The sequence below is a fragment of the Pseudomonas sp. TH39(2020) genome, from assembly GCF_016650715.1.
Lineage (GTDB): Bacteria > Pseudomonadota > Gammaproteobacteria > Pseudomonadales > Pseudomonadaceae > Aquipseudomonas > Aquipseudomonas mandelii_C.
This window is the reverse complement of the sequence record NZ_JAEKFF010000007.1, coordinates 1,410,216-1,433,275: the sequence shown is the minus strand read 5'-3', so window position 1 is coordinate 1,433,275 and position 23,060 is coordinate 1,410,216. Positions and strand designations below refer to the sequence as shown.

At 59.1% G+C, this 23,060-nt stretch carries 18 protein-coding genes; 7 read left to right on the top strand and 11 right to left on the bottom strand.

Annotation, left to right across the window (positions count from 1 at the left end; genetic code table 11):
- Positions 1–3: 3 nt before the first annotated feature.
- The gene (locus JFU47_RS26915) at positions 4–726 is read left to right on the top strand and encodes a glycerophosphodiester phosphodiesterase family protein (protein WP_201186893.1); all 723 of its coding nucleotides are present in this window, start codon (positions 4–6) and stop codon (positions 724–726) included.
- Positions 727–768: 42 nt separating this feature from the next.
- On the opposite strand, the gene sthA is transcribed toward JFU47_RS26915, so the two are convergent.
- Positions 769–2,163 (bottom strand): Si-specific NAD(P)(+) transhydrogenase, encoded by a 1,395-nt coding sequence (gene sthA, locus JFU47_RS26910; RefSeq protein WP_123365443.1) that lies wholly within the window; start codon positions 2,161–2,163, stop codon positions 769–771.
- A 207-nt stretch (positions 2,164–2,370) separates the two neighbouring features.
- Positions 2,371–3,357 carry an FAD:protein FMN transferase gene (locus tag JFU47_RS26905; protein ID WP_201186891.1) on the bottom strand — a complete coding sequence of 329 codons (987 nt, stop codon included), beginning with the start codon at positions 3,355–3,357 and terminating at the stop codon, positions 2,371–2,373.
- Between the two features lie 219 nt (positions 3,358–3,576).
- Between JFU47_RS26905 and tcuC the strand changes: the two genes are divergently transcribed.
- Positions 3,577–4,875, top strand: coding sequence for an MFS transporter (tcuC, locus tag JFU47_RS26900; protein WP_201186889.1), 1,299 nt, complete (start codon positions 3,577–3,579; stop codon positions 4,873–4,875).
- 177 nt (positions 4,876–5,052) lie between these two features.
- Here tcuC and JFU47_RS26895 read toward each other — a convergent pair whose 3' ends face one another.
- Positions 5,053–6,516, bottom strand: coding sequence for a glyceraldehyde-3-phosphate dehydrogenase (locus JFU47_RS26895; protein ID WP_201186887.1), 1,464 nt, complete (start codon positions 6,514–6,516; stop codon positions 5,053–5,055).
- Positions 6,517–6,878: 362 nt separating this feature from the next.
- Here JFU47_RS26895 and mfd point away from each other — a divergent pair, with 362 nt between their 5' ends.
- Genes mfd through JFU47_RS26880 form a run of 3 tightly spaced genes read left to right on the top strand, consistent with a single transcriptional unit; the run spans position 6,879 to position 13,607 of the window.
- Positions 6,879–10,328, top strand: coding sequence for a transcription-repair coupling factor (gene mfd, locus JFU47_RS26890; RefSeq protein ID WP_201186885.1), 3,450 nt, complete (start codon positions 6,879–6,881; stop codon positions 10,326–10,328).
- Between the two features lie 10 nt (positions 10,329–10,338).
- Positions 10,339–10,905 (top strand): CsiV family protein, encoded by a 567-nt coding sequence (locus JFU47_RS26885; protein WP_123365438.1) that lies wholly within the window; start codon positions 10,339–10,341, stop codon positions 10,903–10,905.
- An 11-nt stretch (positions 10,906–10,916) separates the two neighbouring features.
- Positions 10,917–13,607, top strand: a complete 2,691-nt coding sequence (locus tag JFU47_RS26880; RefSeq protein ID WP_201186883.1) for a DEAD/DEAH box helicase — start codon at positions 10,917–10,919, stop codon at positions 13,605–13,607.
- 70 nt (positions 13,608–13,677) lie between these two features.
- On the opposite strand, the gene JFU47_RS26875 is transcribed toward JFU47_RS26880, so the two are convergent.
- The 3 genes from JFU47_RS26875 to JFU47_RS26865 all read right to left on the bottom strand — a co-directional run bounded on the left by JFU47_RS26875 (position 13,678) and on the right by JFU47_RS26865 (position 16,304).
- A complete protein-coding gene (locus JFU47_RS26875; protein WP_150655319.1) occupies positions 13,678–14,415 on the bottom strand; it encodes an S-methyl-5'-thioinosine phosphorylase in 738 nt (245 codons plus the stop codon).
- Between the two features lie 12 nt (positions 14,416–14,427).
- Positions 14,428–15,426 carry a beta-N-acetylhexosaminidase gene (gene nagZ / locus JFU47_RS26870; protein WP_201187348.1) on the bottom strand — a complete coding sequence of 333 codons (999 nt, stop codon included), beginning with the start codon at positions 15,424–15,426 and terminating at the stop codon, positions 14,428–14,430.
- Between the two features lie 170 nt (positions 15,427–15,596).
- Positions 15,597–16,304: a TetR/AcrR family transcriptional regulator gene (locus JFU47_RS26865; protein ID WP_033061916.1), complete on the bottom strand. Its 708-nt coding sequence runs from the start codon at positions 16,302–16,304 to the stop codon at positions 15,597–15,599.
- A 229-nt stretch (positions 16,305–16,533) separates the two neighbouring features.
- On the opposite strand from JFU47_RS26865, the gene lexA reads away from it, so the two are divergent.
- Both lexA and sulA read left to right on the top strand, forming a co-directional pair.
- On the top strand, positions 16,534–17,142 hold the full coding sequence (gene lexA / locus JFU47_RS26860; protein WP_007933171.1) for a transcriptional repressor LexA: 609 nt from the start codon (positions 16,534–16,536) through the stop codon (positions 17,140–17,142).
- 10 nt (positions 17,143–17,152) lie between these two features.
- A complete protein-coding gene (sulA, locus tag JFU47_RS26855) occupies positions 17,153–17,626 on the top strand; it encodes an SOS-induced cell division inhibitor SulA (protein ID WP_140893609.1) in 474 nt (157 codons plus the stop codon).
- A gap of 94 nt (positions 17,627–17,720) precedes the next feature.
- Here the strand turns inward: sulA and JFU47_RS26850 are convergent, their stop codons facing one another.
- The 5 genes from JFU47_RS26850 to fadA form a co-directional block, all read right to left on the bottom strand.
- Positions 17,721–17,954, bottom strand: coding sequence for a hypothetical protein (locus JFU47_RS26850; protein ID WP_140893639.1), 234 nt, complete (start codon positions 17,952–17,954; stop codon positions 17,721–17,723).
- A gap of 154 nt (positions 17,955–18,108) precedes the next feature.
- Positions 18,109–18,633 carry a DUF6586 family protein gene (locus JFU47_RS26845; protein WP_046047843.1) on the bottom strand — a complete coding sequence of 175 codons (525 nt, stop codon included), beginning with the start codon at positions 18,631–18,633 and terminating at the stop codon, positions 18,109–18,111.
- A gap of 141 nt (positions 18,634–18,774) precedes the next feature.
- Complete coding sequence (topA, locus tag JFU47_RS26840) at positions 18,775–21,408, bottom strand: type I DNA topoisomerase (protein WP_201186881.1); 2,634 nt, start codon at positions 21,406–21,408, stop codon at positions 18,775–18,777.
- A gap of 114 nt (positions 21,409–21,522) precedes the next feature.
- Positions 21,523–21,759: a DUF1653 domain-containing protein gene (locus tag JFU47_RS26835; RefSeq protein WP_046047845.1), complete on the bottom strand. Its 237-nt coding sequence runs from the start codon at positions 21,757–21,759 to the stop codon at positions 21,523–21,525.
- Positions 21,760–21,858: 99 nt separating this feature from the next.
- Entirely contained in the window at positions 21,859–23,034 is a 1,176-nt protein-coding gene (gene fadA, locus JFU47_RS26830) for an acetyl-CoA C-acyltransferase FadA (protein WP_008007076.1), read from the bottom strand.
- Positions 23,035–23,060 lie beyond the last annotated feature (26 nt).

The window sequence follows — 23,060 nt, the reverse complement described above, 5'->3', positions numbered from 1 at the left end:
ACCGTGACTCTCATCTACGGCCATCGCGGCGCCAAGGGCGAAGCACCGGAAAATACGCTGACCAGCTTTCAGCAATGCCTCAAGCACGGCGTGCGCCGTTGCGAACTGGACCTGCACCTGTCCAAGGACGGTGAGTTGATGGTCATCCACGACCCGACACTCAAGCGAACCACCGACCGTCGCGGCAAAGTCGTCGAGTATACGGCGGCCGAACTGGTGACCTACGACGCGCGCAAGGGCGGCCCGGGCTGGATCAAGCCCTGCCCGATTCCAACACTGGAAGAACTGTTCGAGAAATGCGATTTCGAGCACTGGCAACTGGAAGTCAAGAGCGCTTCACGCACCCGCGCGACGACTACCGTGCTGGCGATTCGCGAATTGGCTCAGCGTTTCGGCCTGCTCGACAAAGTCACGATCACCTCGAGCTCGCGGGAAGTATTGAAAGCTGCGCTGGACTTCGTGCCAGATGTGTCCCGCGGATTGGTGGCCGAGTACGCCTGGCTCGACCCGTTGAAGGTCGCACAAAGCTATGGCTGTGAGATTCTGGCGCTGAACTGGACCCTGTGTACGCCGGAACGCCTGCAGAAGGCGCAGCGTCAGGGGCTACATGTGTCGGTATGGACAGTCAACGAGCCCGCGCTGATGCGCAGACTCGCCGACTTCGGCGTTGACAGCCTGATTACAGACTTTCCCGGTTTGGCCAGCGCCACGCTCGAGAATTGCTGAAATCGGTCTCCCCGGCCGGCTCAGGCCACCGGCCGGAGCCACTCAAAAAAGCCGGTTGAGGCCATCGTACGCCGCTACCCGATAGGCTTCGGCCATGGTCGGGTAGTTGAACGTCGTGTTGACGAAGTACTTCAGCGTGTTCTGTTCGCCCGGCTGGTTCATGATCGCCTGACCAATGTGCACGATCTCCGACGCCTGATAACCGAAGCAGTGAACGCCCAGCACTTCCAGGGTCTCGCGGTGGAACAGAATCTTCAGCATGCCCTGAGGCTCGCCGGCGATCTGTGCACGCGCCATGCCCTTGAAGAACGCCTTGCCCACTTCGTACGGCACCTTGGCCTGAGTCAGCTCCTGTTCGTTCTTGCCGATCGAGCTGATCTCCGGAATGGTGTAGATGCCGGTTGGCACGTCGTTGACGAAGCGCCAGCTATGGTTGTCAACGATGCTGCCAGCGGCCGAACGACCCTGGTCGTGAGCGGCACTGGCCAGGCTCGGCCAACCAATCACGTCACCGGCGCCGTAGATATTCGGCTTGCAGGTACGGTAGGCCTCGTCCACTTCGATCTGGCCACGGCTGTTGACCTTCACGCCGATGTTTTCCAGACCCAACTGATCCGTGTTGCCGGTACGGCCGTTGCACCAGAGCAAGGCGTCGGCCTTGATCTTCTTGCCGGACTTGAGGTGCAGGATCACGCCGTTGTCCACGCCTTCGACGCGGTCGTAGTCTTCGTTGTGACGAACCGTGATGTTGTTGTTGCTGAAGTGATAGCTCAGGGCCTGGGAAATTTCCGAGTCGAGGAAGCTCAGCAACTGACCGCGGTTGTCCACCAGTTCAACCAATACACCCAGACCGCTGAAGATCGACGCGTATTCGCAACCGATCACACCGGCACCGTAAACGATGAGTTTGCGCGGGGTGTGGCCGAGGCTGAGGATGGTGTCGCTATCGTAGATACGCGGGTGGTGGAAATCGATGTCCGCCGGGCGATAAGGGCGCGAGCCGGTGGCGATGATGATGTGCTTGGCCACCAGTTTTTCGACCACGCCGTTGGCGCAGACCACTTCAATGGTTTGCTCGTCAGCGAAGCTGCCGGTGCCGAAGAACACGTCGACGCGGTTACGGGCGTAGTAGCCGGTGCGCGATGCGACTTGTTTGGAGATGACTTTTTCAGCGCTCTTCAAAACGTCCGGGAACGAGAACCAGCGTGGCTCACCAATGGCCCGGAACATCGGGTTGGTGTTGAACTGCATGATCTGCCGGACCGAGTGACGCAGTGCCTTGGACGGGATGGTGCCCAGGTGGGTGCAGTTGCCGCCGACCTGGCGACGGCTATCGACCATCGCCACCTTGCGCCCTGCTTTGGCGGCGTTCATTGCCGCGCCTTCTCCCGCCGGGCCGGAACCCAGCACCACCACGTCGTAGTTGTAGACAGCCATGCATACTCCTCAGAACAGGCCGCGGCGCCCTCGGCACCTGCGGCTAAATCACGCCGATCTGCGGCGTGAAGGAACAATTTGGGGCCAGTACAGAACCCGGACACAGTCTATATAAGCGTCAACGCCGCGCACATTAACCCTTGGTCGCGTCGTAGGCTAGTTTTGCCTGCACTACAACGCCAGTCTTTGCTGCCTGAATCGCCGTGATCACTCGGTTTTTCCGCCACTCAGGCGTTCAAAAGCCTGCGTGGTTCGTGTGACGAATCCTGTATCGGCACGAATCACAAAGAATGCACCGATGTCATGCGTTTCGGCATAGTCCCAACCCCTTTCGGGACCCAGAATCAGCAACAGCGTCGATAAGCCATCGGCCATCAACGCTGAAGGATGAATCACCGTGACTGACGCCAGGGTGTGTAGGACCGGTGCCCCGGTGCGGGCATCGAAGGTGTGGGAATAACGCCGACCGTCCTGCTCGAAATAGTTGCGGTAGTCGCCGGAAGTGGAAACGCCGTATCCATCGACGGCGATGATGCGCTCGGCCACTTGCTGGTCGTCGCGGGGTTCTTCCAGGGCGACGCGCCACGGTGAGCCGTCGAGTTTTTTGCCGGCGGCCTTGAGTTCACCGGTGGCTTCGGCGAGGTAATTGTGGATGCCCATTGCTTCGAACTTTGCGGCAATCGTATCGACCGCGTAACCGGCAGCGATGCTATTGAAGTCGACCTCGACTGCGGCATCCTTGCACAACTGATCGCCATCAATACGCAGGTGCCGGTAACCAACTCGCTGCCTGACTTCGGCCAGCGCCTGGGCCGAGGGGACTTTCTCATTACGAGCCTGCGGGCCGAAGCCCCAGAGATTGAGCAGCGGCTCCACGGTCAGGTCGTAGGAGCCTCCGCTTTGCGAAGACAGTTGCTCGCCCACACGGATCAATTCGAACACCGGGCCAGGCATGACCTGACAGCGGCCGGCCGGCAGTGCGTTGAAGCGTTCGATGTCCGAGTCGCTGCGATAGGTCGAGAATTGTCGATCCACTTCGGCGAGGATCTTTTCTACTTCGGCCTGCACCGCTTTCGGCCCGGGCGTGGAGGAATGCCTTACGTATTGAATGGAATAACGACTGCCCATGGTCGGGCCGTCGAAGCGTTCCAGACTGTCGCCGTTGCCACAACCGGACAAAACGCCGACCAGCATCACAATCCCAGCCCACCGTCCAGTTAACAAATCTTCATCTCCCCTCAAAACCGCGCCCGCCATTATGGGCTTCAGAGCGCATGGGAGCCAGATCTGCCTCATCTGCCTGTCAGACGCAAAACCTGTGGGAGCGAGCGTGCTCGCGCAAGTCCCTTCGCCACACAGGCTCCCACAGGTGCAGCGCTTTCAAACAAGATTCACCAGAGGGAGTATCTACAAATGTCCTCCAACACGAGCAAAGGCAAAGCGATTTTTCGCGTTGTCAGCGGTAATTTTCTCGAGATGTTCGACTTTATGGTCTACGGCTTTTACGCCACGGCCATCGCCAAAACCTTCTTCCCTGCCGATAGCGCTTTCGCGTCCCTGATGTTATCGCTGGCCACCTTCGGTGCCGGCTTCCTGATGCGCCCATTGGGGGCGATTTTTCTCGGTGCCTACATCGATCGCCACGGTCGACGCAAAGGACTGATCATCACCCTCGCGATGATGGCGGCCGGCACGGTACTGATTGCCTGCGTGCCGGGTTACGCCACCCTGGGCGTCGCGGCGCCGCTAATCGTACTGTTCGGGCGCCTGCTGCAAGGTTTCTCGGCCGGCGTGGAACTGGGCGGTGTGTCGGTCTACCTCGCCGAGATTTCCACCCCGGGTCGCAAAGGCTTCTTTGTCAGTTGGCAGTCCGCCAGTCAGCAAGCGGCGGTGGTATTCGCCGGCCTGCTGGGTGTTGGCTTAAACCACTGGCTCAACCCCGAACAAATGGGTGATTGGGGCTGGCGTGTGCCGTTCCTGATCGGCTGTATGATCGTGCCGGCGATCTTCGTGATTCGTCGCTCGCTGGAAGAAACCCCGGAATTCCAGGCGCGTAAACACCGCCCTACCCTGCGGGACGTCGTCCGCTCGATCAGTCAGAACGTTGGCATCGTCATCGCCGGCATGGCTTTGGTGGTGATGACCACCGTGTCGTTCTACCTGATCACCGCTTACACCCCGACCTTCGGTAAAGCCGAACTGCATCTGTCGGATCTGGATGCATTGCTGGTGACGGTGTGCATTGGTTTGTCGAACTTCTTTTGGCTACCGGTGATGGGAGCGTTTTCCGACAGGATCGGACGCAAACCCTTGCTGTTGGCAGCGACTATTCTGGCGATTCTCACCGCCTACCCTGCCCTGTCATGGCTGGTAGCAAACCCGAGTTTCAGCCACTTGCTGATCGTCGAGTTGTGGCTGTCGTTCCTGTATGGCTCGTACAACGGCGCCATGGTGGTCGCCCTGACCGAGATCATGCCGGTAGAGGTTCGTACGACTGGATTCTCTTTGGCCTACAGCCTGGCTACCGCGACCTTCGGGGGGTTTACGCCGGCGGCGTGTACGTACCTGATTCATGTGCTGGATAACAAGGCTGCGCCAGGGATCTGGCTTAGTGGTGCGGCGGTGCTGGGGTTGATTGCGACGCTGGTATTGTTCAAAGGCAATCGGCATGAACTGCGGACGGCGCAAGCGGCGGAGGTCGGCGGCGCCTGACAGATCGCCTTCGCGAGCAGGCTCGCTCCCACATTGGATTTGTGTGCGCCGCAGATCAAATGTAGGAACGAGCCTGCTCGCGAAGAGGCCGGCACACTCAGCACTTTTGTAACTGACAAACCACACAAACAAAAACGCCCCGACCAAAGTCGGGGCGTTCTCATGTGCAGCTAACGCTTAGCGCGGGAATGCTGGCGGGTTTACACCGGCCATGTCTTCCATCACGCGAACCACCTGGCAGCTGTAACCGAATTCGTTGTCGTACCAAACGTACAGAACAACGCGGTTGTCTTGGCTGATGGTTGCTTCAGCGTCCACCACGCCTGCGTGGCGCGAGCCAACGAAGTCGGTGGAAACCACTTCCTGCGAATTGACGTAGTCGATTTGCTTATGCAGATCGGAGTGCAGCGCCATGTAGCGCAGGTACTCGTTCATCTCTTCACGGGTGGCGGCTTTCTCAAGGTTCAGGTTGAGAATGGCCATCGACACGTTAGGCGTCGGAACGCGGATCGCGTTACCGGTCAGCTTGCCGGCCAGCTCAGGCAGCGCCTTGGCAGCAGCGGTGGCAGCACCGGTCTCGGTGATCACCATGTTCAACGCGGCACTACGACCACGGCGATCGCCTTTGTGGAAGTTGTCGATCAGGTTCTGGTCGTTGGTGTACGAGTGAACCGTTTCAACGTGACCATTGATGATGCCGAACTTGTCGTTGACTGCCTTGAGTACCGGCACGATGGCGTTGGTGGTGCAGGAAGCCGCGGAAACGATCTTGTCATCAGCGGTGATTTCACCGTGGTTGATGCCGTGAACGATGTTCTTCAGCTTGCCTTTGCCAGGCGCGGTCAGAACTACGCGATCGATACCCGGGCAAGCCAGGTGTTGGCCCAGACCCTCGGCATCACGCCATACACCGGTGTTGTCCACCAGCAGCGCGTCTTTGATGCCGTACTGGGTGTAGTCCACTTCAGTCGGGTTTTTCGCGTAGATAACCTGGATCAGGTTGCCGTTGGCGGTGATGGTGTTGTTGGCTTCATCAATGGTGATGGTGCCATTGAACGAACCATGAACCGAGTCACGACGCAGCAGGCTGGCACGTTTGACCAGATCGTTCTCAGCGCCCTTGCGGACAACGATGGCGCGCAGACGCAGGCCGTCGCCACCACCGGTTTTCTCGATCAGGATGCGCGCCAGCAGACGGCCGATACGACCGAAGCCGTACAGAACAACGTCGGTGCCTTTGCGGGCGGAAACATTTTGCTGACCAACGACGTCAGCCAGTTCTTCACGGACGAACTGCTCGGCAGTGCGGCCATTGCCTTCAGCCTTGAACTTGACTGCAAGCTTGCCCAGGTCTACCGAAGCAGCGCCGAGCTTGAGCTCGCTCATTGCCTTGAGCAGCGGGAATGTTTCGTGGACGGACAATTCGCTGTCATCGGACTGGCGATGGCGAGCAAAGCGGTGAGCTTTGAGAATCGCGATGACAGACTGGTTGATCAGACTGCGGCCATAGATCGAGCTCACCACGTTGTTATTGCGGTAGAGCTGACCGATAAGCGGAATCATCGCTTCTGCGAGTGCTTCACGGTCGATCCATTCACCAAGACACTGGTCGGGCTTCTGAGTCACGGGAACCTTCCACATGTAGGGGCAGAAAAAAGGGGCTACATTATGCCGCCGAGTGCCTCCCGTAGCAATGCGCGCCTGTCGCGCGACCAGTAACAAAATCGTCTTCAAAAAAATGACGCACGGCTCAAGCCCAATAAAACCGTGGCCTGCAGCGCAGTCATTTTTCGGGAGACAACGCTGTCTTGTCTGTAACCCTCCGTAACACTCGGTCGTTTTGCCACTACATATTCAGTCTTTTTTACGAAAAAACGGGCCGATTTTGTCTTTACCACTACATTTCGCCCAACCTGCGTAATAGACACATCTGCAACTGACAGGCGGCACCCGGGGCCGCTACAATTACCGACTTTGTCGCAACGCTTGGAGCTCAACCTTCCGTGCCCGTTCTGCGTCTACCGCTTCTCCCTGCCGCGGCAGGTAAACAGCACTGGGGCAACCTGCCCGGTGCCGCCCTGAGCCTGGCCATTGCCGAGGCCGCCAGCGCTGCCAAGCGCTTCACCCTGCTACTGACCGCCGACAGCCAAAGTGCCGAACGGCTGGAACAGGAGCTGAGTTTCTTCGCCCCGGATTTGCCGGTACTGCATTTCCCGGACTGGGAAACCCTGCCCTACGATCTGTTTTCGCCGCACCAGGACATTATTTCCCAGCGAATCTCCGCGCTGTATCGATTGCCGGAGCTGAGTCATGGCGTTTTGGTCGTGCCGATCACCACGGCCCTGCATCGCCTGGCGCCGACCAAATTCCTGCTCGGCAGCAGCCTGGTGCTGGACATCGGCCAGAAGCTCGATGTCGAGCAAATGCGCACCCGGCTTGAGGCCAGCGGCTATCGCTACGTCGATACCGTCTACGAGCACGGCGAATTCACCGTGCGCGGCTCGTTGATCGACTTGTTCCCGATGGGCAGCAAGCTGCCTTTCCGCATCGACCTGTTCGACGACGAAATCGAGACCCTTCGTACATTCGATCCGGAAAACCAGCGCTCCATCGACAAGGTGCAAACGGTTCGCCTCCTGCCAGCGAGAGAGTTTCCGCTGCAAAAAGATGCGGTCACCCGCTTCAAGGCGCGCTTCCGTGAGCGTTTCGATGTGGATTTTCGTCGCTGCCCGATCTTTCAGGATTTGAGCAGCGGGATTACACCGGCCGGTATCGAGTACTACCTGCCGCTGTTTTTCGATGAAACCTCCACGCTGTTCGATTACCTGCCGCAGGACACGCAAGTGTTTTCCCTGCCCGGCATCGAGCAAGCGGCGGAAAACTTCTGGAACGACGTGCGCAATCGCTATGAAGAGCGTCGCGTCGATCCGGCCCGTCCTTTATTGCCGCCGGCTGAACTGTTCCTGCCAGTGGAAGATTGCTTCGCTCGATTGAAGAACTGGCCGCGTGTGGTCGCCAGTCAACAGGACGTGGAAACCGGCGTCGGCCGCGAGCGCTTCCCCGCTCGGGAGCTGCCGAACCTGGCCATCGAAGCCAAGGCCACCCAACCGTTGGCGGCGCTGGCGGGATTCCTCGACGAGTTCCCCGGTCGCGTGTTGTTTACCGCCGAGTCCGCGGGCCGTCGTGAAGTGTTGCTGGAATTGCTCGAACGCTTGAAGCTGCGGCCGAAAACCGTCGACAGCTGGCCGGACTTTGTCGCGAGCAAGGAGCGCCTGGCGATCACCATCGCGCCGCTCGACGAAGGTCTGGTACTCGACGATCCGGCCTTGGCCCTGGTCGCCGAGAGCCCGTTGTTCGGTCAGCGCGTGATGCAGCGCCGTCGCCGCGAGAAACGCGCCGACGCCAACAACGATGCCGTGATCAAAAACCTTACCGAGCTGCGCGAAGGCGCGCCGGTGGTGCACATCGATCACGGCGTCGGTCGCTATCTCGGGCTGACGATTCTGGAAATCGATAGTCAGGCCGCCGAATTCCTGACCCTCGAGTACGCCGAAAACGCCAAGCTTTACGTGCCGGTGGCCAACCTGCATTTGATCGCGCGCTATACCGGCAGCGATGATGCCCTGGCCCCGCTGCACCGCCTAGGCTCCGAGACCTGGCAGAAAGCCAAACGCAAAGCCGCCGAACAGGTGCGCGACGTGGCCGCCGAGTTGCTCGACATCTATGCCCGCCGCGCCGCTCGCGAAGGTTATGCCTTCGCCGACCCGAAAGCCGATTACGCGACCTTCAGTGCCGGCTTCCCGTTCGAAGAAACACCAGACCAGCAAACCACCATCGAAGCCGTGCGCACCGACATGCTCGCGCCGAAACCGATGGACCGTCTGGTCTGCGGCGACGTCGGTTTCGGCAAGACCGAAGTGGCGATGCGCGCAGCGTTCATCGCGGTACACGGCGGTCGTCAAGTGGCGATTCTGGTGCCGACTACCCTGCTCGCCCAACAGCATTACAACAGCTTCCGCGACCGCTTCGCCGACTGGCCGGTGAGCGTGGAAGTGATGAGCCGTTTCAAGTCGACCAAGGAAGTGAATGCCGCCATCGCTGACTTGGCCGAAGGCAAGATCGACATCGTCATCGGCACTCATAAGCTGCTGTCCGACGATGTAAAAATCAAAAACCTCGGGCTGGTGATCATCGACGAAGAGCACCGTTTCGGTGTCCGTCAGAAGGAACAGCTCAAGGCCCTTCGCAGTGAAGTCGACATCCTCACCCTGACCGCCACGCCGATTCCGCGCACGCTGAACATGGCCGTGTCGGGCATGCGCGACCTGTCGATCATCGCCACGCCGCCGGCCCGTCGACTGTCGGTACGGACTTTCGTCATGGAGCAGAACAAGAGCACGGTCAAAGAGGCCTTGCTCCGTGAGCTGTTGCGTGGCGGTCAGGTCTACTACCTGCACAACGATGTGAAGACCATCGAGAAATGTGCCGCCGACCTCGCCGAACTGGTGCCGGAAGCACGGATCGGCATCGGCCACGGGCAGATGCGCGAACGCGATCTCGAACAAGTGATGAGCGACTTCTACCACAAGCGCTTCAACGTGCTGATTGCCTCGACCATCATCGAGACCGGCATTGACGTGCCAAGCGCCAACACCATCATCATCGAGCGTGCCGACAAGTTCGGCCTGGCGCAGCTGCACCAGTTGCGCGGCCGGGTCGGTCGCAGTCACCACCAGGCTTACGCTTATTTGCTCACGCCGCCGCGTCAGCAAATCACGCCTGACGCCGAAAAACGTCTGGAAGCGATCGCCAATACACAGGACCTCGGCGCGGGCTTTGTGCTCGCCACCAACGACCTGGAAATCCGTGGTGCCGGCGAATTGCTCGGCGACGGGCAGAGCGGACAGATCCAGGCCGTCGGTTTCACCCTGTACATGGAAATGCTCGAGCGCGCGGTGAAGTCGATCCGCAAGGGCGAACAACCGAACCTCGATCAACCGCTCGGCGGTGGCCCGGAAGTCAATCTGCGGGTACCGGCGTTGATTCCCGAAGACTATCTGCCGGACGTACACGCCCGACTGATTCTCTACAAACGCATCGCCTCGGCCACCGACGAGGAAGGCCTCAAGGACTTGCAGGTGGAGATGATCGATCGTTTCGGTCTGTTGCCGGAACCGACCAAGAACCTGATGCGCATTACCGCGCTGAAATTGCAGGCCGAGCTACTGGGCATCAAGAAAGTCGACGGCGGCCCGCAAGGCGGGCGCATCGAGTTCGCGACGCAAACACCGGTCGACCCGCTGACGCTGATCAAACTGATCCAGAGCCAGCCCAAACGCTACAAATTTGAAGGCGCCACGATGTTTAAATTCCAGGTGCCGATGGAGCGCCCGGAAGAGCGCTTTAATACTGTAGAGGCGCTGTTTGAGCACCTCATTCCGAAAACTGCTTGAAGGACGCCGCATGCGCCTGTTTCGCTCACTGATCCTGTTGATGACCCTGGTTGCGCCGACGACGTTTGCCGATGACCTCTATCAGATAGAAATGATTCTGGTCCGCCAAAACGCCGTGCCCGCGATCATCAGCCGCGCCGCACCGGAAGACTGGGCGGCTGGAGCTCAGCCCATCAACCCCGACAGCCTGCGCACACCGAGCCTCAATGCCGAAGTGGAAAAACTCACCGCCAGCAATGAATACACGGTGTTGCTGCACAAGGCCTGGCAACAGAACCTTGGCGAAGAAGCCAGCAAAGTCGCGATCAGCGAGGGCAAAGAACAGTTCGGCCAGTTCCCGATCGAGGGCACGCTGAGCATGAAACTGGGGCGTTTCACTGATGTGGACGCGGATTTCTGGGTAAACCAGATCGACGCCAACGGCATGGTCACCGCCAGCGAACGTATGAAGCAGGAAAGCCACACCAAGAACGGCCAGCTGAACTTCCTCGACAACGGCCATCTCGGCATGCTGATCAAGATCACCTCGCTGACTGCCCCTGCGCCTCGGCCAGTCCCCGATGAAATTCCGGACTGATTGAAGTCCTTATGCCCCCGACCCTGAGCAAACCCCTGGCACCTTCCTGGGTCAGCCGATTCAAGGAACAGAGCCTGGAGCGTGGCCGTCGCTACGCTTTGGAGAACCGCGTCAGGATTGTCGAGGCCGGCGACGCCACGATCATTGCCGCCTGCGAGGGCTCTGGCGGTAACGTTTACCGTCAGACCATTCGCCTGCGCGAGTCAGCCAAAGCCACGCTGCTGATGATTGACGCCACCTGCACGTGCCCGGTCCACAGCAACTGCAAACACTGCGCAGCGGTGTTACTGAAAGTGCAGGAAACCCTGGCCTACCCAGCCGCCGCGCAAGACGCCGAGCTACTCGAGAAACTGCAAGCCGTACTGGAAAACCGTAGCCCGAAGGCGCCGCAAGTGCTGGTGGATAACGTGCAACCAGTGCCGCGCTTGTGGCTGGCGAGCATCGAGTTCAGCGCGTTCGAACCGCGCAATGGCAAGATGCAGCGTTATATTCAGCATCGCGCGGCATTGTCATTCAGCTATCTGGATGAATACGTTTCCGGGCAGAAGAACGCCGACATTCTGATTCGTCAGGAGACGCAAACCTTACGGATAAAACGCCACCCGGAAGTCGAACAGACCTACAGGGAGCAGCTACGAATCCTCGGCTTCAAGGTCGCCACCCGGCAAAGCAAGGCCTTGCCGGAAAGCGCCGGCGAACTCTTCGAGATGGTCAACGACAGCGCCTGGCTGACCTTCACCCTCAATGAACTGCCGAAGCTGCGTAGCCAGGGTTGGGAGTTGCAGATCGACGAAGACTTCGGTTTCGACCTGACCGCCGTGGACGATTGGTACGCCACCGTCGAACAGGCACCGGAGCGTGACTGGTTCGATCTGGAGCTGGGCATCATCGTCAACGGCGAACGGCTGAGTCTGCTACCGATCCTGCTGAACCTGATGCGCTCCCACACCGAGATCCTCAACCCGGAACGCCTTGCACGACGTCGCGACGATGAGTTGATCCTGGTGAACATTCCCAATCGCCCGAACTCCGAGTACGGCCCGTTACAAGTCGCCCTGCCCTTCGGCCGATTGAAACCGGTACTGGCGACCCTCGGTGAGTTCTACCTGCAAGGGCCGGGCGAAACGACGCTGCGCCTGAGCAAGGCCGATGCCACGCGACTGAATCCGCTGGAAGACCTGCCGTTGCTTTGGGAGGGCGGCGAGCAAATTCGCACCTTTGCCCAGCGGCTGCGGGACATCAAGGACTTCACCGCGACCGCACCGGAAGGCCTGAACGCGACCTTGCGTCCCTATCAGCTGGAAGGCTTGAGCTGGATGCAGTCGTTGCGGCAACTGGAAGTCGGCGGGATTCTCGCGGACGACATGGGTCTGGGCAAAACCCTACAGACCCTGGCGCACATTCTCAGTGAGAAGAACGCCGGACGCCTCGATCTGCCGTGCATGGTAGTGATGCCCACCAGCCTGATCCCCAACTGGCTGGATGAAGCGGCGCACTTCACACCGCAACTCAAAGTGCTGGCGCTGTACGGCGCCAGTCGCAAAAAGCATTTCGACACGCTGGCCGATTACGACCTGATCCTGACCACCTATGCGCTGCTGCCCAAGGACGTCGAACGTCTCGCCGCGCAGCCTTTGCACGTGTTGGTTCTGGACGAGGCGCAATACATCAAGAACCCCAACAGCAAGGCCGCCCACGCTGCCCGCGAGTTGAATGCCCGTCAGCGTCTGTGCCTGAGCGGCACGCCGCTGGAAAACCACCTGGGCGAGTTGTGGTCGCTGTTTCACTTCCTGCTTCCCGGCTGGCTGGGTGACGTGAAAAGCTTCAACCGCGATTACCGCGTGCCGATCGAAAAGCGCGCCAGCGAAGTACGACTTCAGCACCTCAACGGTCGGATAAAACCGTTCCTGCTGCGTCGAACCAAGGAACAAGTGGCGACCGAGTTGCCGCCGAAAACCGAAATCATCCATTGGGTCGAGCTTAACGAAGCCCAGCGCGACGTGTACGAAACCATGCGCCTGGCAATGGACAAGAAAGTCCGCGACGAAATCACCCGCAAGGGCGTGGCGCGCAGCCAGATCATCATTCTTGAGGCGCTGCTGAAACTGCGTCAGGTGTGCTGCGATTTGCGTCTGGTCAACGATGCCACCCTGCCCACTCGCGGCAGCACGTCGGGCAAGCTCGACAGCCTGATGGAAATGCTTGAGGAGTTGTTCGATGAAGGTCGGCGGATTCTGCTGTTCTCGCAGTTCACTTCAATGCTGTCGTTGATCGAAGATGAGCTGAAAAAACGCGGAGTCGATTATGCGCTGCTGACCGGGCAGACCCGCGACCGGCGCACTCCGGTCAAAGACTTCCAGAGCGGCAAGCGTCAGATCTTTCTGATCAGCCTGAAGGCGGGTGGCGTCGGCCTGAACCTGACCGAAGCCGACACGGTGATTCACTATGATCCGTGGTGGAATCCGGCGACGGAAAATCAGGCCACTGACCGGGCGTATCGCATTGGTCAGGAGAAACCTGTGTTCGTCTACAAGATGATTGCCAGGGGCACGGTGGAAGAGAAGATTCAGCATCTGCAGAAGGAAAAATCCGACTTGGCGGCTGGCGTGCTGGATGGGCGCAAGACCGGGGACTGGAAGTTGCAGAGTGATGATATTGAAGCGTTGTTTGCGCCGCTGCCGGACAAGTTGGAAAAACGCTGAAATCCAGGGCGCCAGATAGATTGCCATCGCGGGCAAGCCCGCGATGGGCTCAACTCGGTTTAACGATTGATCAGCCTTTAAGCACCCGCGCCAACGTCGACTTCACCTTCCCCATCCCGTCATGCAACGCTTGCTCGATCTCGGCCATAGTGATCACTGCTGTCGACTTGCCCGCTGCCGGGTTTACTACCAGCGCCAGACAGGCGTAATCCAGTTCCAGTTCGCGAGCCAATGCCGCTTCCGGCATCCCGGTCATGCCGACGATGTCGCATCCGTCGCGCTCCAGCCTGGCGATTTCGGCGACAGTTTCCAGCCGTGGGCCTTGAGTGCAGGCGTACACGCCATGACTGCTGTAGCCGACACCTTCGGCCGCCAGCGCCGCGATCAACTGCTGACGCAGTGGCTCGCTGTAGGGATAGCTGAAATCGATGTGTGTGACCTGCTGCAGATCGTCGGCGAAATAGGTGTGTTCGCGACCACTGGTGTAGTCGATCAGCTGATGCGGCACGCAGAAATGTCCGGTACCCATCGCGGAATGAATCCCACCCACGGCGTTGACCGCGAGAATCGCTTCGGCGCCAGCCTGTTTCAGCGCCCAGAGGTTGGCGCGGTAGTTCACCTGATGTGGCGGAAAACGGTGAGGATGACCGTGGCGCGCAAGAAACAGCACTTCCTTGCCAGCGTACTCGCCGATCTGCACTTCAGCCGAAGGCGCACCGTACGGCGTGTCCACCGCCAGTGACTGACGAATGCTCAGGCCTTCGAGTTGAGTCAGGCCGGTGCCGCCGATAATCGCGTAAACCGTCATAACGAAAAGTCCTCAATCTATCAGTTGAGCATCTTTGAGCGCGCCCACGGCTATCAGCCAGCGTGGGTCTTGACGGTATTCGGTGTTGGCGTACGACTGGCTGCGCATCCGCGCGATACGCTCGGACGGTTTGACCTTCAGACGCTGGGCGGCGCTCAGGGCCAGTTCAGCGGCCGCGCGATCGTTGCACACCAAGCCCATGTCGCAACCGGCCGTCAGCGCCGCTTCGATACGGCTGGCAGCATCGCCGACCACGTGGGCGCCGGCCATGGACAGGTCATCGCTGAAGATCACGCCGTCGAATTGCAGCTCGCCACGCAGAATCTCCTGCAACCAGCGGCGGGAGAAGCCGGCAGGCTGGGAATCGACTTGCGGATAGATCACGTGGGCCGGCATGACCGCAGCCAATTGCTTGCTCAGTCGGGCGAACGGCACCAGGTCATTGGCGCGGATTTCGTCGAGGCTGCGCTCATCAACAGGGATCGCAACGTGGGAATCGGCCTCGGCCCAGCCGTGACCAGGAAAGTGCTTGCCGGTGGCGGCCATGCCGGCGCTGTTCATGCCGCGAATGAAGGCTCCCGCCAGCAACGCTGCACGCTCGGGATCACCTTCAAATGAACGGGTGCCGACTACGGCGCTGCGCTGGAAGTCGAGGTCCAGCACCGGAGCGAAACTCAGATCGAGGCCGACGGCCAGCACTTCACTCGCCATGATCCAGCCGCACTGCTCGGCGAGGTACTCGGCATTCGGGTTGTCAGCGATGGCTCGCATGGCTGGCAGTCGTACAAAGCCCTGACGCAAACGCTGAACCCGGCCGCCCTCCTGGTCGACTGCCAGCAGCAGATCGGGGCGAATGGCGCGGATTGAGGCGCTCAACTCACGCACCTGGCGCGGGTGTTCGATGTTACGGGCGAAAATGATCAGGCCGCCCACTTCGGGCTGGCGCAACAATTGGCGATCTTCAGCCGTCAGCCAGGTACCGGCGACGTCCACCATCAACGAGCCTTGCAGGCCAGCAGTCATAGAGATTCCTTGATAACGATAAACCCGGCTCGCACGCAATCGCCACCATGGGCTGTACCCGGCAGGTCGGCGATATCAATGGGGAGCAGGTTCAAAACGAGAGTCGGCATGGGCGGCTAGCTTAGCGGATGTCAGCTGCCGCGCCCACCCGTGCGCGGTTAAACCTTGGCGGCCACCGGGGTTGATTTGCTGCGCGGACGCAACTGCGCAGTGGCCATGGCCGCGTCGGTCACACCGGTTTCGGCGCGCATGCCCGCTGCCAGGAACGGCACCATCAGACGCATTACTTGCTCAATGGACGTGTTGACGCCGAAGTCGGTCTCGGCAATTGCGCGCAGCGCCTTGATACCGGACATGCTGAACGCGGCGGCGCCGAGCATGAAGTGCACGCGCCAGAACAACTCAATCGGCGGAATACGCGGTGCGGCTTCGTTAACCAACATCATGTAGCGGCGGAACACCTTGCCGTACATGTCTTCCAGATAACGCCGCAAGTGCCCTTGGCTCTGACTGAAAGCCAGACCCAGCAAACGCATGAAGATCGACAGATCGTTGCCGCTGCGTGGCTGCACCACCAGGGCTTGCTCGACGAGGATTTCCAGCAGCTCTTCAAGCGTCGGCTTGTTCTCCGGCTTCGCTTGACGCCGCTCCAGCTCTTTATCAAGGCTTAGGCAGAACGGCCCGAGAAAGCGCGAGAAAACTGCCTGGATCAACGCCTTCTTCGAACCGAAGTGATAGTTCACCGCCGCCAGATTGACACCAGCCTTGCTGGTGATCAGACGCAATGAGGTTTCAGCAAAACCTTTTTCCGCGAACAATTGCTCGGCAGCATCAAGAATGCGTTCAACGGTTTCCGACTGGGCCATGGCTACTCCGCCTGACAAACACTTGTTTGAAACATACGTTTCAGCCCAGGCCTTGTCAAGCCTGACGGTTCGTTTTGGGAATGGTCGGTCAGCTATTTAACCATACAACTCTCTAGCTTGAATCAGCAGGCTCATCGACCGTCTGGCGGTCGGCAAAAAAAGGAGCATTGCCAAGACCGTTTCACTGTATATAATCCCAGTCACTGTATAAAAAGACAGAGCGATCAATATGCTAAAGCTGACGCCACGCCAAGCAGAGATTCTGGCCTTCATCAAACGCTGCCTCGAAGACAACGGCTACCCGCCCACTCGTGCGGAAATCGCTCAGGAATTGGGTTTCAAGTCGCCGAACGCGGCAGAAGAACACCTCAAGGCGCTGGCCCGCAAGGGTGCGATCGAGATGACGCCCGGCGCTTCTCGTGGCATTCGCATCCCCGGCTTCGAAGCCAAGGCCGACGAGTCCACCCTGCCAATCATTGGCCGAGTGGCTGCCGGTGCTCCGATCCTCGCCCAACAGCACATCGAAGAGTCCTGCAACATCAACCCGTCGTTCTTCCATCCTCGCGCCGACTATCTACTTCGGGTTCATGGCATGAGCATGAAGGACGTGGGGATTTTCGACGGCGACCTGCTGGCAGTGCATACCACCCGCGAAGCCCGCAACGGCCAGATCGTAGTGGCGCGGATCGGCGACGAAGTGACCGTCAAGCGTTTCAAGCGCGATGGTAGCAAGGTCTGGTTGATTGCCGAAAACCCTGAATTCGCCCCTATCGAAGTGAACCTGAAAGATCAGGAACTGGTGATCGAAGGCTTGAGTGTCGGCGTCATTCGCCGCTAAAGGAGGCTTTATGCAGTTCCCACACACATCACAGCAAGCCCAACTGCCGTTGTTCGAGGCGTTCATGGTGCAGCCATTGGCGCCGATCCTGAAAAACGTGGTCGAGTCACCCTGGAGCGCCGAGCCCGAAGTCTTCAGTGAGCTGTCGCTACGTGGTGCAGCCGGGAACTGCCTGAACCTTCTTGCGCCGATTCTCAGGGAACTGAGCCAGGACCAGGACGCGCGCTGGCTGACGCTGATTGCTCCGCCTGCCAGCCTGACCCAGGCTTGGTTGCGGGACGCCGGCCTTAACCGCGAACGCATCCTGCTGCTGCAACCGCGCGGCACACAAAGCGCTCAGCAGTTGACCTGCGAGGCCTTGCGCCTGGGCCGCAGCCACACGGTGGTTAGCTGGCTCAACCCATTGAACACAACTTCACGGCAACAGTTGATCAGCGCCGCCCGGATCGGGGATGCACAAAGCCTGAATATTCGATTGGGTTAACTGGCAAACAATGCACGCGCTGAACAGCGCGGGGCTTCTCCAAGGATAGAGAAGCCGACCTGTAGCGATATCAGCAAAAAACCGACGGGCGGGATCAATGAAGAACCCGAGACCCCTCGTCCGTATTGAATTCGCCTTCAACCAAGCGTCCGGCCATCTGAACGCCGACGCTCAACATCGCCTTGGCGACTTCCACGTGCTGGCCCTGCAGGAACGCTTTGGCATCCTCGGAGAAATCCAAAGTAACCAGAGAACCCTCGTCCTCAGCCCTGCGCAGCTCGATACGGCCGTCTGGTAACTCGACAATTTCTAGAAAGGACGTTGGCATAAAGGTCTGTTCTCCACGAAAGGCGGGGATTATATAGGCATCGGCCAGGCTTCGCTCGGGATCTTGACCAGATGCCATCACAAAGAGAAATGTCCGACAGTTCTCATCCCTGAACGGACAACCCACCGGGCCATCCATTATTCCGCTCAATCCTTCAGCACTCGTTCAGGCCTTCGCGAAACCGAATCGCCAGCCCCTTGAGGTTCTGACGCCAGCTCTCCAGCTCCTCCCGGCTCAGCTCTTGAGGAGCCTCTTCTTCATCCAGGTTAACGGCCAGGATCAGCGGCTGCGTCACGTCACCCTTAGGCTTGTGCGGCGCCCGTGGCGGCTGAAACAGTGCAGCATGGGCCGCAAGCAGTTTGGCCAGCCAGGTTTCCGAATTATTGGCCAACTCGACCATCTCGGCCATTTCCGGAATCGCGATGGCTTCAAGCACTTCGCGAGTCAGCAGCAACTCGGCCCGAGGCGCATTGGCTTGAGGCAAGCGATAGAAACCGGCGATTTCATGGCATAGCCCCAGCAACGCACCGTACAGGTGAAACAACGCCGATTCGCGTCCGGCCTGGATCAGCGCCAGGGAGTTCATCGCCCGCCCCTCTTCGGCTCTGGCGAGCGCTTCCAGCGACAGGCCGGCGAAGTAAATCTTCTGGTTGGTACGGGTATAGAGTTCGTGGGCCATGACGGCAGCCTCCACAACGAAATAATTGCTTCACGCAGGTCAGACAGTGTCGTGGATCAGCCGAGCTCACCGCAAGCACAAAACAAAAAGGCCGCATGAAAACCCGAGGGTTGTCATGCGGCCTTTTCAGTACAGCACCTGTTAAGCCTTAGCGGTCTTCGCCGGGCGCTTGTCTTCAACCGTCCACTTGCCGCCGTCGTAGTACGCTTTCCAGCCAGTCGGCTTACCGTCGACTTCAGTCTGTACGTACTGCTCTTTGGTTTTACGGCTGTAACGGATCACAGCAGGCAGGCCGTCCGGATCTTTCTTCGGCGCTTCGCAGAGGAAGTGGTACTTCGGATCGATCTCATCCTTGTGCGGCACAATTTCCATGACCAGCGGAGCACGCGTCTCGCGGTTTTTCGGGAATTGACTGGCCGCCAGGAACAGGCCGGAAGCACCGTCGCGCAGGATGTAGGTGTCGTTGACCTTTTCGCATTTCAGCTCAGGCATCTTCACCGGATCCATCTTCGGCGGCGCCGCATCACCGCTTTTCAGCAGTTTGCGGGTGTTTTTGCACGTCGCGTTGGTGCAACCGAAAAACTTGCCGAACCGGCCAGTCTTGAGCTGCATCTCGCTGCCGCACTTGTCGCATTCCAGGCTCGGACCTTCGTAGCCCTTGATGCGATAACTGCCTTCTTCGATTTCGTAGCCGTCGCAATCCGGGTTGTTACCGCAGATGTGCAGCTTGCGCTTCTCATCCAGCAGGTATGCGTCCATCGCCGTGCTGCAGATCGGGCAGCGGTGCTTGCCACGCAACACCAGCGATTCCGATTCACCCTCGTCGTCCGCCGCGATTTCGTCGCCCGGTACCAGGTTGACAGTGGCCTTGCAGCGCTCTTTCGGCGGCAGGCTGTAGCCCGAGCAACCAAGGAACACGCCGGTCGATGCAGTACGAATCTGCATCGGACGACCACATACCACGCATGGAATGTCGGTCATCACTGGCTGGTTGGCGCGCATGCCGCCTTCAGCACTTTCGGCTACTTCGAGTTTTTTCTTGAAGTCACCGTAGAACTCGTCGAGCACATTCTTCCAGTCGCGTTCACCCTGAGCCACGTCATCAAGGTTCTCCTCCATGCCGGCGGTGAAGCCGTAGTCCATGAGATTGGAGAAGCTCTCGGCCAGACGTTCGGTAACGATGTCGCCCATCTTTTCCGAGTAGAAACGACGGTTGTGGAGCGCTACGTAGCCACGATCCTGGATGGTCGAAATGATCGCCGCGTAGGTCGAAGGACGACCGATGCCGCGTTTTTCCATTTCTTTAACCAGGCTCGCTTCCGAGTAACGCGCCGGCGGCTTGGTGAAGTGCTGGGTCGGATCAAGCTTTATCAGCTTCATCGCGTCGCCCTGAGCCATGTCCGGCAACACGTCGTCATCGCCAGGCTTGGCAATTTGCGGCATGACGCGGGTGTAACCGTCGAACTTCAGGATGCGGCCCTTGGCGCGCAACTCGAAGTCACCGGCACCGACGGTGACAGTGGTCGACAGGTATTGGGCCGGCAGCATCTGGCAAGCGAGGAACTGGCGCCAGATCAGCTCGTAGAGCCGCTCAGCATCACGCTCCATGCCCGACAGCTTGCTTGGATCGGTATTGGCATCGGAGGGACGAATCGCTTCGTGAGCCTCTTGTGCGCCTTCCTTGCTGCTGTAGACATTCGGGGTTTCCGGCAGGTACTTCTTGCCGAACTCGCCTTCAATATAAGTACGCGCCATCGTCACGGCATCGACCGAGAGGTTGGTGGAATCGGTACGCATATAAGTGATGTAGCCGGCTTCGTACAGACGCTGGGCCATCATCATGGTTTTCTTCACGCCGAAGCCCAGGCGGTTACTCGCAGCCTGTTGCAGGGTGGACGTGATGAACGGTGCCGACGGCTTGCTGCTGGTCGGCTTGTCTTCGCGCTTGACGATGCTGTAACTGGAAGCCTTGAGCTTCTCCAGCGCGGCCATGGCCTGGGCTTCGTTGAGCGGCTTGAAGGCTTCGCCTTTCTCGCGAGCCACGTCAAAGCGCACGGTTGCGCCCTTCGCGGTGCCGAGGTCAGCGTGAACTTCCCAGTACTCTTCAGGGTTGAACGCGCGGATTTCACGCTCACGCTCAACGACCAGCTTCACGGCAACCGATTGCACGCGACCGGCGGACAGGCCACGGGCGACCTTGGCCCACAGCAGCGGCGAAACCATGTAACCCACCACGCGATCGAGGAAGCGACGCGCCTGTTGGGCGTTTACACGGTCAATGTCCAGCTCGCCCGGCTTGGAGAAGGCTTCCTGAATCGCCTTCTTGGTGATTTCGTTAAACACCACACGCTTGTAGCGGCTGTCATCACCACCGATGGCTTCGCGCAGGTGCCAGGCAATGGCTTCTCCCTCGCGATCCAAGTCGGTTGCGAGATAGATGGTGTCAGCATCCTTGGCGAGCCGGCGCAGCTCTTCGATAACCTTTTCTTTGCCCGGGAGGATCTCGTACTTGGCTTTCCAGCCATGATCGGGATCGACACCCATGCGCGAGACCAGCTGCTTGCGCGCTTTCTCTTTCGGCGTGAGCACCGGACCTTCACCCGCGGCGGCCTTGCCGCGCTTGGCGGCTGGCTCTTTGCTGGCGCTAGCCGAACCGCTGGTGGGCAGGTCTCGGATATGGCCGATACTCGACTTCACCACGTATTGGTTACCCAGATACTTGTTGATGGTCTTGGCCTTAGCCGGGGATTCCACAATGACCAGCGATTTGCCCATGGATCAGAAAATTCCTGAATTCTAGAAGTGAAAGGCGGTTGGCGCCTGACGCGGCACCGCTATATATAGTGGCTACAAGGTGAGGTCAAGCGCAGGGTTTTGCGCGCACTCAGCTTATGGCTTGGAAAAAAGGCTCGGTTCGGCTTGCACCAAAGCAAATCGTGGCACCTGTTCGCCGTCAACCTCGACCGACTCCAGGAACATGCTCAAGGGACGCACCCAAAAGCCGTAATCGCCATACAGGGCTTGGTAGAAGACCACTTCTTCTTCGGTTTCCGAATGCCGCGCAATACTGAATACGCGGTACTGCGGACCTTTGTAATGTTGGTAGAGCCCAGGTTGTATCGGCATGGTTTGGCCCTCGCTCAAATCTTTTCAAAATAAAAACAAAAATAAATTCAGAAAAACAAAAACCGGGGCACTTGGCCCCGGCTTCCGTCAACGGAACGCTTAAACGCGTTCGAAGACGGTGGAGATGCCTTGGCCGAGACCAATGCACATGGTGGCTACCCCGAAGGTGCCGCCATTTTGCTTCATCACGTTCAACAGAGTGCCGGAGATACGTGCACCGGAGCAACCGAATGGGTGACCCAGGGCAATCGCGCCGCCGTGCAGGTTAACCTTCTCGTTCATCTTGTCGAGTACTTTCAAATCTTTCAGCACTGGCAGGGCCTGTGCGGCGAAAGCTTCGTTGAGCTCGAAGAAGTCGATATCGTTAATGCCAAGACCCGCGCGCTTCAGTGCTTTTTGTGTGGCCGGTACTGGACCATAGCCCATGATTGCCGGGTCCACACCTGCCACCGCCATCGAACGAATCACCGCCATAGGCTGAATGCCCAGGTCCTGTGCACGCTGCGCCGACATCACGATCATGCACGAAGCACCATCGGTGATTTGCGACGAAGTACCGGCTGTCACGGTGCCGCCCTTAGGGTTGAACGCTGGCTTCAGAGCCGCCAGGCTTTCCAGGGTTGTTTCCGGACGAATGGTTTCGTCGTAGTCGAACAATTTCAGGAAACCGTTCTCGTCGTAGCCCTGCATCGGGATGATTTCGTCTTTGAACTTGCCTTCCAGCGTCGCTTTATGAGCGAGCTGGTGGGAGCGCACGCCGAAAGCGTCCTGTTGTTCGCGAGTGATGCCGTGCATTTTGCCGAGCATTTCAGCGGTCAACCCCATCATGCCCGAGGCTTTCGCCGCGTACAGGGACATGTGCGGGTTCGGATCGACACCGTGCATCATGCTGACGTGACCCATATGCTCGACGCCGCCAACCACGAACACGTCACCGTTGCCGGTCATGATCGCTTGCGCAGCAGTGTGCAGAGCGCTCATCGACGAACCACACAGACGGCTAACGGTCTGGCCGGCAGCGGTGTGCGGGATCTGAGTCATCAGGGACGCCATGCGGGCGATGTTCCAGCCCTGCTCCAGGGTCTGGTTCACGCAGCCCCAGATCACGTCTTCGACTTCGCTCGGATCAACCTTGACGTTGCGCTCCAGCAGTTTACTGATCAGGTGCGCCGACATGTCTTCGGCGCGGGTGTTGCGGTGCATGCCGCCCTTGGAGCGGCCCATCGGAGTACGACCGAAGTCGACAATCACGACGTCTCTAGGATTCAAGCTCATATATTCACTCTCACTCTAGTTGGGGG

Coding starts and splice junctions, on each gene's coding strand:
- sthA (WP_123365443.1), bottom strand. CDS start 2,163: ATGGCTGTCTACAACTACGACGTGGTGGTGCTGGGTTCCGGCCCGGCG.
- JFU47_RS26905 (WP_201186891.1), bottom strand. CDS start 3,357: ATGCTGGTCGGCGTTTTGTCCGGTTGTGGCAACGGCGACAGTCTGGAA.
- tcuC (WP_201186889.1), top strand. CDS start 3,577: ATGTCCTCCAACACGAGCAAAGGCAAAGCGATTTTTCGCGTTGTCAGC.
- JFU47_RS26895 (WP_201186887.1), bottom strand. CDS start 6,516: ATGTGGAAGGTTCCCGTGACTCAGAAGCCCGACCAGTGTCTTGGTGAA.
- JFU47_RS26885 (WP_123365438.1), top strand. CDS start 10,339: ATGCGCCTGTTTCGCTCACTGATCCTGTTGATGACCCTGGTTGCGCCG.
- JFU47_RS26880 (WP_201186883.1), top strand. CDS start 10,917: ATGCCCCCGACCCTGAGCAAACCCCTGGCACCTTCCTGGGTCAGCCGA.
- JFU47_RS26875 (WP_150655319.1), bottom strand. CDS start 14,415: ATGACGGTTTACGCGATTATCGGCGGCACCGGCCTGACTCAACTCGAA.
- JFU47_RS26865 (WP_033061916.1), bottom strand. CDS start 16,304: ATGGCCCAGTCGGAAACCGTTGAACGCATTCTTGATGCTGCCGAGCAA.
- lexA (WP_007933171.1), top strand. CDS start 16,534: ATGCTAAAGCTGACGCCACGCCAAGCAGAGATTCTGGCCTTCATCAAA.
- sulA (WP_140893609.1), top strand. CDS start 17,153: ATGCAGTTCCCACACACATCACAGCAAGCCCAACTGCCGTTGTTCGAG.
- JFU47_RS26850 (WP_140893639.1), bottom strand. CDS start 17,954: ATGCCAACGTCCTTTCTAGAAATTGTCGAGTTACCAGACGGCCGTATC.
- JFU47_RS26845 (WP_046047843.1), bottom strand. CDS start 18,633: ATGGCCCACGAACTCTATACCCGTACCAACCAGAAGATTTACTTCGCC.
- topA (WP_201186881.1), bottom strand. CDS start 21,408: ATGGGCAAATCGCTGGTCATTGTGGAATCCCCGGCTAAGGCCAAGACC.
- JFU47_RS26835 (WP_046047845.1), bottom strand. CDS start 21,759: ATGCCGATACAACCTGGGCTCTACCAACATTACAAAGGTCCGCAGTAC.
- fadA (WP_008007076.1), bottom strand. CDS start 23,034: ATGAGCTTGAATCCTAGAGACGTCGTGATTGTCGACTTCGGTCGTACT.